The 15978-nt window shown below is 61.9% G+C and carries 16 protein-coding genes; 12 read left to right on the top strand and 4 right to left on the bottom strand.

Annotated elements, in window-relative coordinates:
* Positions 1-73: 73 nt before the first annotated feature.
* Both CN673_RS08210 and sppA read right to left on the bottom strand, forming a co-directional pair.
* Positions 74-364 (bottom strand): integration host factor subunit beta, encoded by a 291-nt coding sequence (locus CN673_RS08210; protein ID WP_099865776.1) that lies wholly within the window; start codon positions 362-364, stop codon positions 74-76.
* Positions 361-1347, bottom strand: coding sequence for a signal peptide peptidase SppA (gene sppA / locus CN673_RS08215; RefSeq protein WP_099865777.1), 987 nt, complete (start codon positions 1345-1347; stop codon positions 361-363). The genes CN673_RS08210 and sppA overlap by 4 nt, the downstream gene beginning before the upstream one ends.
* 351 nt (positions 1348-1698) lie before the next feature.
* Here sppA and CN673_RS08220 point away from each other — a divergent pair, with 351 nt between their 5' ends.
* The 6 genes from CN673_RS08220 to ptsN all read left to right on the top strand — a co-directional run bounded on the left by CN673_RS08220 (position 1699) and on the right by ptsN (position 6948).
* Positions 1699-2463 carry an LPS export ABC transporter periplasmic protein LptC gene (locus CN673_RS08220; RefSeq protein WP_099865778.1) on the top strand — a complete coding sequence of 255 codons (765 nt, stop codon included), beginning with the start codon at positions 1699-1701 and terminating at the stop codon, positions 2461-2463.
* Positions 2453-3040 carry an LptA/OstA family protein gene (locus tag CN673_RS08225; protein ID WP_245409832.1) on the top strand — a complete coding sequence of 196 codons (588 nt, stop codon included), beginning with the start codon at positions 2453-2455 and terminating at the stop codon, positions 3038-3040. The genes CN673_RS08220 and CN673_RS08225 overlap by 11 nt, the downstream gene beginning before the upstream one ends.
* Before the next feature lie 71 nt (positions 3041-3111).
* Positions 3112-3873 carry an LPS export ABC transporter ATP-binding protein gene (gene lptB / locus CN673_RS08230; RefSeq protein ID WP_245409847.1) on the top strand — a complete coding sequence of 254 codons (762 nt, stop codon included), beginning with the start codon at positions 3112-3114 and terminating at the stop codon, positions 3871-3873.
* 128 nt (positions 3874-4001) lie between these two features.
* Positions 4002-5540, top strand: a complete 1539-nt coding sequence (gene rpoN, locus CN673_RS08235; RefSeq protein WP_099865781.1) for an RNA polymerase factor sigma-54 — start codon at positions 4002-4004, stop codon at positions 5538-5540.
* Between the two features lie 295 nt (positions 5541-5835).
* The gene (gene hpf, locus CN673_RS08240) at positions 5836-6411 is read left to right on the top strand and encodes a ribosome hibernation-promoting factor, HPF/YfiA family (RefSeq protein ID WP_099865782.1); all 576 of its coding nucleotides are present in this window, start codon (positions 5836-5838) and stop codon (positions 6409-6411) included.
* Positions 6412-6483: 72 nt separating this feature from the next.
* Positions 6484-6948: a PTS IIA-like nitrogen regulatory protein PtsN gene (gene ptsN, locus CN673_RS08245; RefSeq protein WP_099865783.1), complete on the top strand. Its 465-nt coding sequence runs from the start codon at positions 6484-6486 to the stop codon at positions 6946-6948.
* A 61-nt stretch (positions 6949-7009) separates the two neighbouring features.
* Here the strand turns inward: ptsN and CN673_RS08250 are convergent, their stop codons facing one another.
* Both CN673_RS08250 and CN673_RS08255 read right to left on the bottom strand, forming a co-directional pair.
* Positions 7010-7297, bottom strand: coding sequence for a BQ00720 family protein (locus tag CN673_RS08250; RefSeq protein ID WP_099865784.1), 288 nt, complete (start codon positions 7295-7297; stop codon positions 7010-7012).
* A gap of 60 nt (positions 7298-7357) precedes the next feature.
* Positions 7358-7789: an Hsp20 family protein gene (locus tag CN673_RS08255; protein ID WP_099865785.1), complete on the bottom strand. Its 432-nt coding sequence runs from the start codon at positions 7787-7789 to the stop codon at positions 7358-7360.
* A 174-nt stretch (positions 7790-7963) separates the two neighbouring features.
* Between CN673_RS08255 and CN673_RS08260 the strand changes: the two genes are divergently transcribed.
* The 6 genes from CN673_RS08260 (at position 7964) to CN673_RS08285 (ending at position 15917) form a co-directional block, all read left to right on the top strand.
* Positions 7964-8926, top strand: coding sequence for a nucleoside hydrolase (locus CN673_RS08260; protein ID WP_099866105.1), 963 nt, complete (start codon positions 7964-7966; stop codon positions 8924-8926).
* A gap of 117 nt (positions 8927-9043) precedes the next feature.
* A complete protein-coding gene (locus CN673_RS08265) occupies positions 9044-11818 on the top strand; it encodes a [protein-PII] uridylyltransferase (RefSeq protein ID WP_370853022.1) in 2775 nt (924 codons plus the stop codon).
* A gap of 7 nt (positions 11819-11825) precedes the next feature.
* A complete protein-coding gene (gene murJ, locus CN673_RS08270; protein ID WP_099866106.1) occupies positions 11826-13382 on the top strand; it encodes a murein biosynthesis integral membrane protein MurJ in 1557 nt (518 codons plus the stop codon).
* Between the two features lie 128 nt (positions 13383-13510).
* Positions 13511-14572, top strand: a complete 1062-nt coding sequence (trpS, locus tag CN673_RS08275) for a tryptophan--tRNA ligase (protein WP_099865787.1) — start codon at positions 13511-13513, stop codon at positions 14570-14572.
* A gap of 136 nt (positions 14573-14708) precedes the next feature.
* Positions 14709-15203, top strand: a complete 495-nt coding sequence (locus CN673_RS08280) for a universal stress protein (protein ID WP_099866107.1) — start codon at positions 14709-14711, stop codon at positions 15201-15203.
* A 147-nt stretch (positions 15204-15350) separates the two neighbouring features.
* Positions 15351-15917 (top strand): NifU family protein, encoded by a 567-nt coding sequence (locus tag CN673_RS08285; protein WP_099865788.1) that lies wholly within the window; start codon positions 15351-15353, stop codon positions 15915-15917.
* Positions 15918-15978: the final 61 nt, after the last annotated feature.

Consider the following 15978-nt stretch of genomic DNA (forward strand, 5'->3'; position numbering starts at 1 on the left):
ACAACCAGAGGCAGGCGCGACAGCAACATCGGCGTGTGGCGGATACGTCTCCCGGAGGCGCTTGGGTCTGACCCTAGCTGGCCTGATCGGGATTGAGCCGCTCGCGCAGTTCCTTGCCTGTCTTGAAGAAGGGTACCCACTTCTCCTCGACGAAAACGGTTTCGCCGGTGCGCGGGTTCCGTCCCGACCGAGAGGGTCGGTTCTTGACCGAAAAAGCTCCGAACCCGCGCAGCTCGACCCGATTTCCATCGGCCAGCGCGGTGGTGACTTCATCCAGGATCGCATTCACGATGTTCTCGACATCGCGGTGAAACAGATGCGGATTGCGCGATGCGATGATCTGCACCAGTTCCGACTTGATCACGGTGTATTCCCCCAGTCGTCTCGTGCTTGTCCGCCGCCAAACTGCCAAACCGAGACAAGACCGTCAAGAAACAACTTCCGGTCGCTAAGCCCCTCAAATGCCTCGCCGAAGGGGAGGTTGGCTCCTGCCCACTGCGAGATCGCGGCGGCGAGCGCCTCGGCAAAGAAGAAGCGGTTCTCCTGCTCTTCCTCCCATTCGATGATTTCGAGATTGGCCGGAACCGAGCGCTCCTCGAAAAAGGCGCGGATTTCCTGCTCCGCACCCAGGGCATCGATCAATCCGTTGTCGAGCGCCTGCCGTCCGGTGAAGATGCTGCCGTCCGCCAGGGCCAACGCTTCACCTTCACTCATCTCACGGCGCTCGGCGACGATATCGACGAACCACTCGTAGGAATCCATCACCAGAGCGCGGATCATCTCTTCGGCGGCAGGATCGGCAGGCTCGAAGGGAGACGGCTCGGCCTTGAGCGGGGCGGACTTCACGGAATCAACCGAAATGCCGAGATTGTCCAGCAACTCCGAGACATTGCCGTACTGAAAAAGGACGCCGATGGAACCGACGATCGACGCCTCGCCGGCGACGATGTGGTCGGTCGCACTGGCGATCATGTAGCCTGCGGAAGCGGCAAGGCCACGCACCTCGGCAGCCACGGGCTTCTGCTCGGCGACGTCGCGAACGGCCTTGTAGATGCGCTCCCCGCCATAGGTCGTGCCGCCGGGCGATTCGATCGCCACGATCAGTGCCTTGACGGAAGGGTCGTCCTTAATGTCTTCAAGACGTTCCAGCAGGTCTTCGTCGGCGGTGACCACACCCGAAACCTCGACGCGCGCGATATGGTCGCGTGTGCGCTCGCCCTCGCCGGCAAGGCCGCTCATTCGGCCAAGCCCTGCCACCAGGGCAACGAGCGCGACAAAGGCCGCAATGCGCCAGAAGGTCAGTTTGCGCCTGAGGCGCCGCCGGTCGGTGATGCCCAGATTGTCCACGGGACTCCATCCTTCGTCGCTGACCCATCGCGGGCCGATTGGCCGTCGGTCTACCAGAGTGCGTGGTCGTTTGCCATTTAAAATGAAGCAACTAGGGACAGGCCTCATCAATATCGCCGCACCGGTGTTCGATATACGAGAGATGAAAGAAGACGCGCGAAGGGCGACTACCTTGGCTTGGCGAGAGCTTCAACGCGGCAGGCGGAGGGTGGATCGCGCATTCGCGATGGATCGGTTCGATCGTTTCGGTCCTGCTGGTGGACCGGATTTTCAGCTTTGCATGTCGATTTCGGCTCGCCGGTAAACCGCAAAATAACCATATTGGCCCGATGTAGAGCGAAGCAAAGCTTGATGAGGTCGGGCCGTCTGGCACAATACCTGATCATGACCGCATCCGGACCAGAGACGAAACAGACGCACCCCACCATGGCCAGTGTCGAACATCAGATGGGCCAGAGCGGCCGTTTCGCCGGTCGCTCGGCGGTTCAGTACCAGCGGGCTCTGCGACACTCACAGCGTGTCGTCATGCTCAAGTGGCTGTTCCCCGCTTTGACGGTGCTCGTCGTCGGTGCGCTCGTCGCCGTCTCGCTGCTCAGCCGTGCCCTACCCGACAACGTCACCGTCGAGCGCGCATCGATCTCGGATGGCACGATCATCATGGAGAATCCCGTGTTGACCGGCCAGACCGGCGACGCGCAAACCTTTACCGTCAATGCATTCCGGGCCCTGCAAAGCGTCGGCAGCCCCAACCTCATCACGCTGAACGCCATATCCGCCGAGCTTCCGGTCAGCACCACGCAGACGGCCAAGGTCGAGGCCGAAAGCGGCCTTTACGACCGGACTGCCGAAACTCTGACACTCGATGCACCGTTTCGCATCAAGAGCTCGGACGGGCTGGAAGTGGAGATGCAATCGGCCGCCTTCGACCTGGCGGCCGGAGAGATGCGCTCCGATGCGCCCATAACGCTGCGCAACGGCAACACCTCGCTTGTTGCGCAGTCGGTTCGGATAAGGGATAACGGCGAGACCATCCGCTTCACGCGTGACGTGCGGATGACAATCGACCCCTCAACCCTGAGGAACAGCCAGAAAGACGGCGAACACAATGGCGACTGAAGCGACGATCAGGCAAGCTTTTGACGGGTCGGTATCCAGATATGCCGCCACTGCGATGCTGAGTGCGCTGCTGATGCTTGGTCCCGCCCTCTCCCCTGCCGATGCGCAGCAGGGCATCGAGCGCAATTCCAATTTCGCCCTCTCCAACGATGAGCCGATCCAGATCGAGAGCGACGAACTGGAAGTGAGCGAACAGGACGGTCGCGCCAACTTCATCGGCAACGTCAATGTCGTTCAGGGTGACATGCTGCTGAAGGCCGGCCTGATGACTGTCTATTACAGCGGCGAGAGCGGATCGGTATCGACCGGAACGGCCGCGATCGAGCGGATCGAACTCGCCGAGAGCGTCTATCTGCAGTCAGGTGAACAGACCGCGACAGCCGACGCCGGCACCTATCAGATGGATTCCGAACTCCTGACATTGAGCGGCGATCGCGTCGTGCTGTCGGAAGGCGACAACGTCCTCGTCGGCTGCAAGCTGACCGTCGAAGTCGCAAGCGGCAATGCCCGCCTAGAAAGCTGTGGCAACCGCGTTCAGATCCAGCTCAATCCGAATTCGCAGCGCAACGGCCAGTAGCGGCAGCCACTCTTGCCGCCAGCGGGGACCCCCGATTGTTTGCACGCTTCTTCAGGGGCAAGTCCCCGACCATCGAACGCGCCGAAACCGACGCACCGGCCAGCCGCTATGACGGAACGCTGATCGCGCGCGGCCTGACCAAGCGCTACAAGTCGCGCGCCGTGGTCAACGGCGTTTCCCTTGGCGTCCGGCGCGGCGAAGCGGTCGGTCTTCTCGGCCCCAACGGTGCCGGCAAGACAACCTGTTTCTACATGATCACCGGCCTCGTGCCCGTCGATCACGGCACGATCGAGATTGACGGGCACGACGTCACAGCCATGCCGATGTATCGTCGGGCGCGGCTGGGAGTTGGATATCTGCCCCAGGAGGCGTCGATTTTCCGGGGGTTGAGCGTTGAGGAGAACGTCCGCGCCGTCCTCGAAGTTGTCGAGCCGGACCGCCGGGAAAGGGCGCGCAAGCTCGCCGAACTCCTGGAAGAGTTCCATATCTCGCATCTGAGCAAATCACCGTCGATCGCCCTGTCCGGCGGCGAGCGACGACGGCTGGAGATCGCGCGGGCGCTCGCCTCCGACCCAACCTTCATGCTGCTCGACGAACCCTTCGCCGGGGTCGATCCGATCGCGGTGTCCGACATTCAGAATCTGGTGCGTCATCTGACGCGGCGTGGCATCGGGGTTCTGGTGACCGACCACAATGTCCGCGAGACGCTGGGACTGATAGACAGAGCTTACATCATCCATCAGGGCGAGGTGCTCACACATGGGCGGCCGGACGAAATCGTCGCCAATCCCGACGTACGGCGCCTCTATCTCGGCGAGCGTTTCACACTTTGAGCCGTCCAGCGGCCAAAAGCCGCGCCACTTGACCTCACCGGCTAAAAAAGCAATTTTCGGGCCAGTTCGCCGGCTATCGCGCAATTCCCCTGCGCTCCGGTGGTGTTCAGGGAGCCTTTCTGTTCGCCATGGCCCTTTCAGCCAGTCTCCAATTGCGTCAGGCCCAGTCTCTGGTGATGACCCCGCAGCTGATCCAGTCGATCCGGCTGCTGCAATTGACCCATCTCGAGCTGAACCGCTTCATCGAGCAGGAAGTGGAGCGCAATCCGCTGTTGGAACTGGCGAACGAGGACGGCGAGCCGGCGGGCTCTGCCGACCGGCCCGATGTGCCGTTCGAGGCCGCCCCTGCTTCGGACGAGACCGACTGGGCTGCCGCGGGGGTCACGCAGGATGGGGAAAGCCTCTCCGACCGGCTCGATACCACGTACGAGAACGTCTTTCCCGATGACAGTTCGACCGTGCGCGCCGCATCGCCGGAGCTTCTGGACAGCTGGAAGTCGATGCCCGGCGGAAACGGAGCCGCGAGCAGCGACGTTCACGACCTCGACGAGTTTGTCGCCGGACGCCGGACTCTTCGCGACCACGTCGCAGAACAGATCGCTCTGACCTTCAGGGACCCGGCGGATCGCCTGATCGCGGCAGAACTATCCGACCATCTCGATGAGGTCGGTTACATTGCCTTCGAGCCAGAAACGCTGGCCGCCCGACTGGGGGTCTGCGAAAGCGACCTCATGCGGGTTCTCGGCATTCTTCAGCAGTTCGAGCCGCCCGGCCTGTTCGCCCGTTCGCTCGCGGAATGCCTCGCACTGCAACTGGCGGCACGCGATCGGCTAGACCCGGCCATGACGGCGCTGCTTGAGCACCTCGACCTGCTCGCCCGGCGCGACTTCGCCGCTCTGAGACGGATCTGTGGCGTCGATGACGAAGACCTGATCGAGATGCTCGCGGAAATCCGCGCGCTCGACCCCAAGCCCGGCCTCGGCTTCGATGGCAGCCACAGCGAAACCATCACGCCGGACGTCATCGTTCGACCCTCGGCGGATGGCAAGTGGCATGTCGAACTGAGTTCGGATGCCCTGCCCCGCGTCCTCGTCAACCGGTCCTACTATGCCGAAGTCTCCACCAGGGCCGCACGGAGCGAGGATGACCAGGCGTTTCTCGCCGACTGCCTTCAAAGCGCAAATTGGCTCACCCGCAGTCTCGACCAGAGGGCCAAGACGATCATGAAGGTGGCGAGCGAAATCGTTCGCCAGCAGGACGCCTTCCTGATGAACGGTGTGACGCATCTGCGCCCTTTGAACCTGCGCGCCGTCGCCGATGCGATCGGCATGCACGAGTCGACCGTCAGCCGGGTGACGTCGAACAAATACATGATGACGCCGCGCGGCATCTTCGAACTGAAATATTTCTTTACCGTCTCCATCGCCTCGTCGGCGGGCGGCGACGCTCATTCGGCCGAGGCGGTGCGTCAGTCCATCCGCGAAATGATCGCGCGGGAGGAGGCCGACGCCGTGCTGTCCGACGACGACATCGTTAAGGCGTTGAAAGCGCAAGGAGTCGAACTGGCGCGCCGAACCGTCGCAAAGTACAGGGAATCGATGGCCATTGCCTCATCCGTCCAGCGCCGCCGGGAGAAACGGGTCCTGGCTGCGCGTGCTGCCGGCTGAGCCTTGCAGGCCGGAAGCCGGCCGGTCGGGAGGCGGACCGTACGTCTTGTGTTATTGACATCGATGGGCATCGCGCGTAAGTGCCCCGCCCAGCCGGCCGAAAGGGCCGGTTTTTGGTTTTTTCGGGACCAACGTGCCCAGAAATGACCTTTATATCGGAAACCGGTACCAGACAGGCATTCAGAACCGATGATGCGATGCTGCGCAGGGGCAAATGCACCTCGTGCCGCTTGGATGCATTCGAAGCTTGGCATAAGCTGAAATCGCAAATCACGGGATTAGGAAAGGGTTCTCCATGAATGTGCGCGTGTCTGGAAAACATATGGAAATCGGCGAGACCTTCCGCACGAAGATCGAGGATCGCATAGCTGATGCCGTGCGCAAATATTTCGACGGCGGCTATTCCAGCCAGGTCACGGTGGAAAAGTCCGGCTCGCGCTTCACGGCTGACTGCAAGGTCCACCTCGACACGGGCGTGGTTCTCCAGGCCACCGGAGAATCGCAGGATCCCCAAGGCGCATTTGACGGCTCTTCGGAGCGTATCGAAAAGCGCCTGAGACGCTACAAGCGCCGCCTCAAGGACCACCACGCCGGCAATGGCCAGGCCAAGGACCTCGAAGTGGCCTATCGCGTCATGGACGGCGGAATCGACGAGGACGACGAAATTCCTGAGGATTATGCTCCCGTCATTGTCGCAGAAAGCTCCAAAGTGCTAAGGACGATGACTGTAGCAAGCGCCGTCATGGCACTCGACCTGACGGACGAACCGGTTCTGATCTTTCGCAATGCCGGCAACGACGAGTTGAACGTGGTGTACCGCCGGCAAGATGGCAACATTGGCTGGGTTGATGCAGCCAACACAAAATCCTGACGACAACGAAAGGCGGCAGCGCCTGCCAGAACGGCGATGCCGCCCGTCCGAGGGTGAACGCGAGGAATAGGAATGGCTCTGGCTGATCTGCTTGCCCAGGACGCGGTGTTGCCCGCGCTCAAGGCAAACTCGAAGAAGCAACTCCTTCAGGAGCTCGCATCGAAAGCCGCTGAAATCACCGGTTTGTCAGAGAGGGAAATCTTCGACGTCATCCTGCAACGCGAGCGGCTCGGCTCCACGGGCGTCGGCAGCGGCATCGCTATTCCGCACGGAAAGCTGCCTTCGCTCGACCATATCGTCGGGGTGTTCGCGCGGCTTGATCAGCCGATCGATTTCGAAGCGCTCGATGACCAGCCGGTGGACCTCGTGTTCCTGCTCCTTGCGCCGGAGGGCGCAGGCGCCGATCATCTCAAGGCGCTGTCACGGATCGCCCGCGTCCTTCGCGACGCGGATACGGTTGCCAAGCTGCGCGCCAGCAATTCCGCCTCGGCGATCTACACCTTCCTCACGCAAACCGAAGCTTCGAACGCGGCCTGAACGCCGTGTCGCTCGCTTTGGCAAAGGCACGATGGACTCGTGCCTTTGCCACTGATCGAGGTCAGTGTACGCTAACCGTGCTGAGCTCGTTTTCAGCTGCCTTGTAGAAGGCGCTCGAACGGCTGTCGCTGAGCAGGATCGGCGTACCATCCGCACCAAAGAGTGCCCAGAGATCGAGACCTGGCTCCAGATCGGGTGCCTGAGGAAACTTCTCCGCGACCTCATCGGAACGCATCTTGCGGATGTAGCCGACCTCTCCATTGCCAAGGTCAGCGAGTTCCGTTGCGGTGATCGTGGCAGCCAATGCGTGGCCTGCCGGGTCCTTTTGCGTCAATTCCTTGAAAGCCATTGCTTTTCTCCAGAAGCGAGGGAACCCGGTTGGGAATTGCCGGACCTCGCTCGACAAGTTTCAGTCTGGGACCGAAATATTAATTTTCTTTACCATTCGCTGCGGCTCCGGACGGGCGAGATCAATGGATAGCAGACCATTCCTGAGTTCGGCCGCGAGCACCTGAATGCCGTCCGCGAGGACGAAAACGCGCTGGAACTGGCGCGCGGCGATCCCGCGGTGGAGGTACTCGCGATCATCGGCTTCCGCCTGTCGACCTCTGATGATCAACTGGTTCTCTTCAGTGGTGACGTCAAGCTCGTCATCGGCGAAACCGGCGACAGCCACCGTGATGCGCAGGCGGTCGCCCGTGCCCCGTGTGGTGTTGGCCCGAATGCGCTCGATGTTGTAGGGCGGATAACCATCGGACGCCTTGGCGATACGCTCCAGCGTCTTTTCCATGGTGTCGAAGCCCAGCAGAAGCGGGCTCGAGAATGGTGTCATGCGTGACATCGTCCGTCAGTCCTTGCTGTCAAGCGACCTGATAAAGAAGACCCGATTTCGGCATCTTCGTTGTCTCCAATATGGGAGGGCGCATTGTGCAGTGCAAGCGCCTTGCGGTCGCAGGCAGCCCACACGATAGTCCGGGCGTGACAGAATCATCACCTATCAGCATTGGGGATCATCATGGCTGACGACACACGCCAGAAGATCATCATCGACACCGATCCCGGACAGGACGACGCCGCAGCCATCCTCCTGGCGCTCGCCAGTCCCGAACTGGACGTTCTCGGCATCACGGCGGTCGCCGGCAACGTGCCGCTCGATCTCACGGCCCGCAACGCAAGGATCATCTGCGAACTGGCGGAGCGCCGCGACGTGCCGGTATTCGCCGGTGCCGCAGGTCCCCTCACCCGCCCGCTGGTGACCGCCGAACACGTCCACGGCAAGTCCGGACTCGACGGTCCTGCGCTCGATGAACCGACGATGGCCATGCAGGTCGAGGATGCGTCGGCGTTCATCGTGCGGTCCATTCTGGAAAATGAGGAACAGTCGGTCACGCTGTGCGCCCTCGGTCCGCTCACCAACATCGCCGAGGCGCTGCATGACGCGCCGGAGATCGCGGGGCGGGTTCGCGAGATCGTGTTGATGGGCGGCGGCTTCTTCGAGGGAGGCAACATCACCCCGGCCGCTGAATTCAACATCTACGTCGATCCGGAGGCAGCCGATATCGTCTTTCGCTCCGGAATTCCGATCGTGATGATGCCGCTTGATGTGACACACAAGGTGCTGACCACCCGCGTGCGCACCGAGCGCATCGCACAGCTGCCCTCCCGCGCGGCTAAGGCGTTGAGCGAAATGCTGTTGTTCTTCGAGCGGTTCGACGAGGAGAAATACGGCACGGACGGCGGACCGCTTCACGATCCGTGCGTCATCGCCTACCTGTTGAAGCCTGACCTTTTCTCCGGGCGGATGTGCAATGTGGAGATCGAAACGATGTCGGAGCTGACGCGCGGCATGACCGTCGTCGACTGGTGGGGCGTGACCGGTCAGGCGGCGAACGCCATGGTCATGCGCGATGTCGATGCCGAGGGATTCTTCGAGCTGCTGACATCGCGGCTCGACACCGGCTTTTCGCGACGCGACTGATGGCGCGCAGCGGGAAAAATGCGCTATAGCGCGCACAGACCCTTTTAACCGGCTGGCCCAATGACCGCAGAGCGTTCCAATTTCAACGATATCGTCGACACGCCTGCCTTGCACGCGATGCTGGAGCAATTGGCGGTCGATGGCATCGATGCGAACGCAACCCGCCAGGCGGTTCTAGCGGAAATCCGGCGCGTCAGCCAGGCCGGTCGCCAGCGCGCCCGTGACCTTCTTGCGGAAGATGGCAGCGGCACGCTCTGTGCGGCGCGGATATCGCATCTGCAGGATGTCATCATCTCCGCGCTCTTCTCTTTCGCGGTCCGCCACGTCCATAACGGCGAGGACAGCAAGGGAGAGGACGGGATGGCTGTCGCCGCGGTCGGCGGCTATGGCCGTGGTACGCTGGCGCCCGGTTCGGATATCGACCTGCTCTTCATCCTGCCGCAGGGAAGCACCGATTGGTCCGAGCGCATCGTGGAATTCATTCTCTACCTGCTCTGGGACATGGGGCTGAAGGTGGGGCATGCCACGCGCAGCATCGACGAATGCGTCCGCCTTTCACGCAGCGACATCACGATCCGCACCGCCATCCTGGAAGCGCGCTATGTCTGCGGATCCAGCGCGCTTTTCGATGAGCTGGCCGCGCGCTTCGACACACAGGTGGTCAAGGGCACGGCGCCCGAATTCATCGAGGCCAAGCTCGCCGAACGCGACCAGCGTCACATGAAGGCCGGCGACACGCGCTATCTCGTCGAGCCCAATGTGAAGGAAGGCAAAGGCGGACTGCGCGACCTTCATACCCTGTTCTGGATCGCCAAATACTTCTACCGGATCCGACATACGGAGGATCTGGTCAAACTCGGCGTCCTGTCACGCACGGAGATGAAGATCTTTCGCAAGGCCGAGGATTTCCTTTGGGCGGTGCGCTGTCAGATGCACTTCCTGACGGGCAAGGCGGAGGAACGGCTTTCGTTCGACATCCAGCGCGAGATCGCCGAGGCGCTCGGCTATCACGACCATCCGGGATTGTCGGCGGTCGAGCGGTTCATGAAGCACTACTTCCTCGTTGCCAAGGACGTCGGCGACCTGACGCGGATCATCTGTGCCGAACTGGAGGATCAGCAGGCCAAGGAAGCGCCCGGGCTGACGGCGATGATCAGCCGGTTCGCGCACCGCACCCGCAAGATCGCCGGCACGCTCGACTTTCTGGAAGACCGCGGCCGTATCACTATCGCCGACAAGGACGTCTTCAAGCGCGATCCGGTCAACCTGATCCGGCTCTTCCATCTGGCCGACATCAATGGCCTGGAATTCCATCCCGATGCGCTGAAACGGGTGACCCGATCGCTGAAACTGGTCAAGAGCGGCCTGCGTGAAGACGAGGAAGCCAACAGGCTCTTCCTCTCGATCCTCACCTCACGGCGCGATCCGGCCTTGATCCTGAGGCGCATGAACGAGGCGGGCCTTCTGGGCAAGTTCATTCCAGAATTCGGCAAGATCGTCGCGATGATGCAGTTCAACATGTATCACCACTATACGGTCGACGAGCATCTCATCCGAACGGTGGCCGTCCTGTCCGGCATCGACAATGGCCGGGACGGTGATGCGCATCCGCTTTCGTCGCAACTGATGCCGAGCATCGAGGAACGCGAAGCGCTCTATGTCGCCGTCTTCCTGCACGACGTGGCGAAGGGGCGTCCCGAGGATCATTCGATCGCCGGTGCAAAAGTGGCGCGAAAGCTCTGCCCCCGGCTCGGCCTGTCACAAAAGCAGACCGACCTCGTCGCCTGGTTGATCGAGGAGCATCTGACGATGTCGATGATCGCTCAGGCCCGCGACCTCAACGACCGCAAGACGATCGAGGATTTCGCAGGAAAGGTGCAGTCGCTCGACCGGCTGAAGCTTCTCATTATCCTGACCGTCTGCGATATCCGCGCCGTCGGTCCGGGCGTGTGGAACGGGTGGAAGGGCCAGTTGCTCCGCACGCTCTACTATGAAACCGAACTGCTCCTCTCCGGCGGCTTTTCGGAGGTCTCGCGCAGGGAGCGGGCAACATTTGCGGCCGAGCAACTGGAGAAGGCGCTGGCGGACTGGGACGACGAGGAGCGCGAGCGCTATCTCGGATTGCACTACGAGCCCTATCTGCTTTCCACCGAGATCGATGACCAGGTCCGCCATGCCGCGTTCATTCGCGACGCAGACCGCGCGGAAAAGGTTCTCGCCACGATGGTGCGAACCCATTCCTTTCATGCGATCACGGAGATCACCGTTCTCTCACCGGACCATCCGCGTCTTCTCACCCTCGTGGCGGGGGCATGTGCGGCGGCGGGCGCCAATATCGCGGATGCCCAGATCTTCACGACGTCGGACGGCCGCGCACTCGACACGATCCTGATCAACCGGGAATTTTCCGACGATGCGGACGAGGTACGCCGGGGCATGAGCATCGGCCGGTTGATCGAGGACATGCTGGCCGGCCGCAAGCGCCTGCCGGACGTCATGGCGCCGAAAGCGCGCCAGCCGCGCAAGGCAAGAGCATTCACCGTGGCTCCAGCCGTTGCCGTTTCCAACGCGCTGTCGAACAAGTTCACCGTGATCGAGGTCGAGGGTCTCGACCGGCCGGGCCTTCTGGCCGACATCACCGCCTGCCTGTCGGACCTGTCGCTCGACATTGCCTCGGCCCACATCTCCACATTCGGCGAGAAGGTGATCGACAACTTTTACGTCACCGATCTCGTCGGCCACAAGATTGTGAGCGAATCCCGTCAGGCCAACATCGTCGCCCGTCTCAAGGCAGTGATGGCCAATATCGAGGACGAGATGCGCGAGAAGATGCCCAACGGCATGGTTGCGCCACCGCAGACCGCGCGGCATCCCGCGCGCCGCGCTCGATGATGTCTCGATGAGTGTGCTCAGGAAGTTCGCCACCGTCGGCGGCGCGACTTTGGCAAGCCGCGTGCTGGGCTTTGTGCGTGAGGCGTTGATTGCAGCCACGCTCGGCGCCGGACCGGTCGCCGATGCGTTCTATGCGGCCTTCCGTTTTCCGAACCTTTTCCGCCGGCTCTTCGCCGAGGGCGCCTTCAACGCGGCTTTCGTTCCGCTTTTCGCCAAGGAGCTTGAAGGAGGCGGACGGGCGCAGGCGCGAAGGTTCGCATCCGAGGTGGCCTCGGTCCTGGTGGCGATCCTCATCCTGCTCAGCGCCGTGGCCATGATCTTCACGCCCTTCCTCGTCGGAACGGTGATCGCTCCCAAATTCGCCGATACGCCGGACAAGTTCGAACTGACGGTCGTTCTGACCCGGATCATGTTCCCGTATCTCGCCGCCATGTCGCTGGTCGCCATGCTGTCGGGCGTTCTGAATTCCTTTCGCCGGTACTTTCTCGCAGCGATCGTTCCGGTTCTGCTCAACGTCGCGATGATCGTTGCGTTGCTGTGCGGTCTCCAGCTCGGCTTTTCAGCCGAATATTTCGGGATGGCTCTGGCCGTTGCGGTCGTGACCTCGGGGGCGCTGCAGCTGGCACTCCTCATCCACGGTGTGCACAGGGAAGGCTTTTCTTTCGGCCTGAGGCGACCGAGGGCAACGCCCGCCGTCAAGCGCCTCCTCTGGCTGGCGTTGCCGGCAGCGATCACGGGAGGCATCACGCAGATCAACCTTCTGATCGGTCAGATCATCGCTTCGGGCCAGGACGGCGCGATCGCCGTAATGAATTACGCCGATCGCATTTTGCAGCTTCCGCTCGGCGTCATTGGAATCGCAATCGGTGTCGTCCTGCTGCCCGAGCTGGCGCGATCGCTGAAGGCGGGAGATCTGGCCGATGCGGCCCTGCTGCAGAACCGCAGCCTGGAATTCGGTCTCGGCCTCACCGTTCCGGCCGCCGTCGGTTTCGCGATCATGCCGGAACCCATTGTCGCTTTGCTCTTCGAACGCGGCGCCTTTCTGCGTGAGACGACAGAGATCACCGCCGCGGTGCTCAGAGCCTTCGCGATCGGCCTTCCGGCCTTCGTCCTGATCAAGATCTTCCAGCCTGGATTCTACGCCCGCGAGGACATGCGCACGCCGATGTGGTTCGCCGGCCTAGGCGTCATCGTGAACATCGCCGCCAGCCTGACGCTCTTTCCCAGTTTCGGCGTGGTCGGCATCGGTATCGCAACGGCGCTTTTCGGCTGGGTCAACGCGGTGTTGCTCGCCATGACGCTGTGGCGGCGCGATCTCTTTCGTCCTTCGCGCACGACGCTCAACCGGATCGTTCTGATCGCGCTCGGCAGCGCGCTCATGGGCGTGGCGCTGTTTCTTGCCATGCGGTTCCTCGAGCCCGTTCTGCTCGATGCCAACATCCTGGTCCGGATCGGTTCGGTCAGCGGCACCATCGCGGCTGGCGCTGCGGTCTATTTTGCGTTCACCCTGGCGACGGGCGCCATCGAAAAGCGCCATCTCCTGAAGATCGTTCGACGACGCTGACAGGCAGCTCTCCCACCCCGTCGCCGCCGGCCCTTGCAGCGGCGCCTTCCACCATGCATAAGGCCGGCGATTTCAATGGGCCACTTGGCCGACAACAGGGAGCGGGCCCTCCACAAGCCCGGCATGGCATGGCCGAATTCAAACAGCGCGTCTTTTCCGGCGTCCAGCCGACGGGAAATCTCCACCTCGGCAACTATCTCGGCGCGATCAAGCGCTTCGTCGCGCTCCAGGAAAGCTACGACTGCATCTATTGCGTCGTCGATCTGCACGCCATCACCGCGCAGCTCGTTCATGAGGACCTGCCGGGACAGACCCGTTCCATCACCGCAGCGTTTCTCGCCGCCGGGATCGACCCGAGCAAGCATGTCGTCTTCAACCAGTCTGCCGTCTCCGGACACGCCGAGTTGGCCTGGATCTTCAACTGTGTCGCACGCATCGGGTGGATGAACCGGATGACGCAGTTCAAGGACAAGGCCGGCAAGGACCGCGAGAACGCCTCGCTCGGGCTCCTTGCCTATCCCAGCTTGATGGCTGCGGACATTTTGCTCTACCGCGCCACACACGTGCCGGTGGGAGACGACCAGAAGCAGCATCTGGAGCTGACGCGCGACATCGCGATGAAGTTCAACATCGATTTCTCGCGCAAGATCAGTCAGACCGGCAAGGCTGTCGAGACGGTCGTCGGCGAGGAACGCGTCGATGCCTATTTCCCGCTGACCGAGCCACTGATCGAGGGGCCGGCGCCGCGCGTCATGAGCCTGCGCGACGGCACGAAGAAGATGTCCAAATCGGACCCCTCGGACCTGTCACGCATCAACCTCACCGACGATTCCGACACGATCCTCAAGAAAATCCGCAAGGCCAAGACCGACCCGGATGCCCTTCCGTCCGAAGTGGAAGGACTTGCGGGGCGGCCAGAGGCCGACAATCTTGTCACGCTCTATGCTGCCTTGGCTGAAAAGACGCGGGCAGAGATCGTGGCGGAGTTCGGAGGTCAGCAATTTTCTGCGTTCAAGCCAGCGCTGGCCGATCTGGCCGTGGAGAAGCTGGCGCCGATGAACGGCGAGATGCGGCGGTTGATGGACGATCCTGCGCATATCGATGAGGTGCTGAGGGCTGGGGCCGAGAAAGCCAATGCCATTGCCGCGCAGACGATGCGGGACGTCAAGGAGATCATCGGGTTCATCTGACGATGAGGCTTTGGAGCTCTCGCCAGTGCGTTAGCGCCATCGGGTTCGAGCAGACGATCGCCAACGATAAACACTCCGGGCCGAAGAACCAATTGCGCACTTGCCGGCTGGTCGCGGCAGTGGCAATGTCCGCGCCATGGTATCAAGACGACTTTCGCGCGAAGAGGGGCACCGCCGCAAGTTCATGGCGGTGCTTGACGACACCCCCGAATGCGAGAGAGCCGTTCGCTACGCGGCGATGCGCGCCAAGAATTCGGGCGGCGGCCTGGTCCTTCTCTATGTGGTCGAACCCGGTGATTTCCAGCATTGGCTCGGCGTCGAGGAGATCATGAAGGCCGAGGCCGTTGAGGAAGCGGAGACGCGCCTCGCCAAATCGGCGAGCAATGTCCGGGAATCGATCGGCATCGACGCGGAGACGGTCGTCCGCCAGGGCACGACCCGCGAGGAAATCAACGCGCTGATCGAGGAAGACAAGGACATTGCCATCCTTGTTCTGGCAGCCGGATCGACGAAAGAAGGCCCCGGTCCGCTTGTTTCAGCGATAGCGGCACGCGGCTCGGTCGCATTTCCCGTTCCGGTTACCGTCATCCCGACCGACCTGTCGGACGAGGATATCGATGCGTTGAGCTGACGCGCATCCCTCGCTATTGTAGTCTCTCATATTCCACATTTCCGGGGCCGGCGGCTTGAATGCACCATCGGAACCGCATATCTTGTTTGGAAACATTCCAAACTGGCATCCGCTCGATGCTCCGAGCCGCGCGAGGGAGACACCCCGATGTTCATCCAGACTGAAGCCACGCCGAACCCCGCAACCCTCAAGTTTCTGCCGGGCAAGGTCGTCATGGACGATGGCACCGCCGATTTTCGCGACGAAGATTCAGCGTCCGAGGCCTCGCCGCTCGCCGCCAAGCTTTTTTCCATTCCCGGCGTGAATGGCGTCTTCTTCGGCTATGATTTCGTGACCATCACGAAGGACGAAGGGCCGGAATGGCAGCACCTGAAGCCGGCGGTTCTCGGCACCATCATGGAACACTTCATGTCCGGAGATCCGGTCATGGCGAAGACGCATGCGCCGCAGGCCGACGGTGACGGTGAGTTCTTCGACGCCGACGACACCACGATCGTCACGACGATCAAGGAACTGCTTGAAACACGGGTCCGCCCGGCCGTTGCCCAGGATGGCGGCGACATCACCTTCAAGGGCTACAAGGAAGGCACCGTCTTCCTGAACATGAAGGGCGCCTGTGCCGGCTGCCCCTCTTCCACCGCGACACTCAAGCACGGCATCCAGAATCTTCTTCGCCACTTCATTCCCGAAGTGAAGGAAGTGGAGGCGGTCTGATCCTTTCGGAAACCGGTAAATTCTTACGAAAAGGCGAAAATCTTCTCTAGGCCCAGCCTGC

Source organism: Neopararhizobium haloflavum, from assembly GCF_002750855.1.
Classification (GTDB): Bacteria; Pseudomonadota; Alphaproteobacteria; order Rhizobiales; family Rhizobiaceae; genus Georhizobium; species Georhizobium haloflavum.